Annotated in this window: 4 tRNA genes and 1 rRNA gene; all 5 read right to left on the reverse strand. The window is 46.5% G+C overall.

The features are described from left to right. Positions 1 to 216: 216 nt before the first annotated feature. A tRNA-Val gene (locus tag AC5O63_RS22315) sits at positions 217 to 292 on the reverse strand. A 13-nt stretch (positions 293 to 305) separates the two neighbouring features. Further along, a tRNA-Ala gene (locus AC5O63_RS22320) sits at positions 306 to 381 on the reverse strand. Between the two features lie 14 nt (positions 382 to 395). After that, positions 396 to 471, reverse strand: a tRNA-Lys gene (locus tag AC5O63_RS22325). Positions 472 to 473: 2 nt separating this feature from the next. Beyond that, positions 474 to 549: transfer RNA gene (locus tag AC5O63_RS22330), tRNA-Glu, on the reverse strand. 88 nt (positions 550 to 637) lie between these two features. Continuing rightward, positions 638 to 710: ribosomal RNA gene (locus AC5O63_RS22335) — 16S ribosomal RNA — on the reverse strand; the annotation flags it as partial.

The following is a 710-nucleotide window of genomic DNA, read 5'->3' on the forward strand; positions in this document are numbered from 1 at the left end:
GCAGACACGATTTTGCCGGACTCAAATTTCCAAGAACACTTGAATGTGTGTTGGTACCTAAAACATAGTTTTAGGATTTGAGAACTTTTAATTGAATAACAACGCATCTCAAAGAGATGGGGATTGTTGTTATTCGTCAGCTTTCCAAATTGTTAAAGAGCTAGATTCATTTAAGAGCCATTTTTAAATATTCTCTATCGAGAAAACACTTAAAGATGGTGGGCGATACCGGGCTCGAACCAGTGACCCCCTGCTTGTAAGGCAGGTGCTCTCCCAACTGAGCTAATCGCCCATCGAATCAAGAATGGTGGAGCTAAGCAGGATCGAACTGCTGACCTCCTGCGTGCAAGGCAGGCGCTCTCCCAGCTGAGCTATAGCCCCATATCTTGAGAAAATGGTGGGTCGTGCAGGATTCGAACCTGCGACCAATTGATTAAAAGTCAACTGCTCTACCAACTGAGCTAACGACCCAATGGTATCCCGTAGGGGAGTCGAACCCCTGTTACCGCCGTGAAAGGGCGGTGTCCTAGGCCTCTAGACGAACGGGACACTAAGTTGAACATCTTGGGGGATGTTCTATCTCTTAAACTACATAAACCATCAATCTGTGTGAACACTCATCGCAATAATCATCGTATAAGGAGGTGATCCAGCCCCAGGTTCCCCTAGGGCTACCTTGTTACGACTTCACCCCAGTCATGAACCACAAA

It is taken from the genome of Vibrio sp. SCP2 (assembly GCF_059295395.1).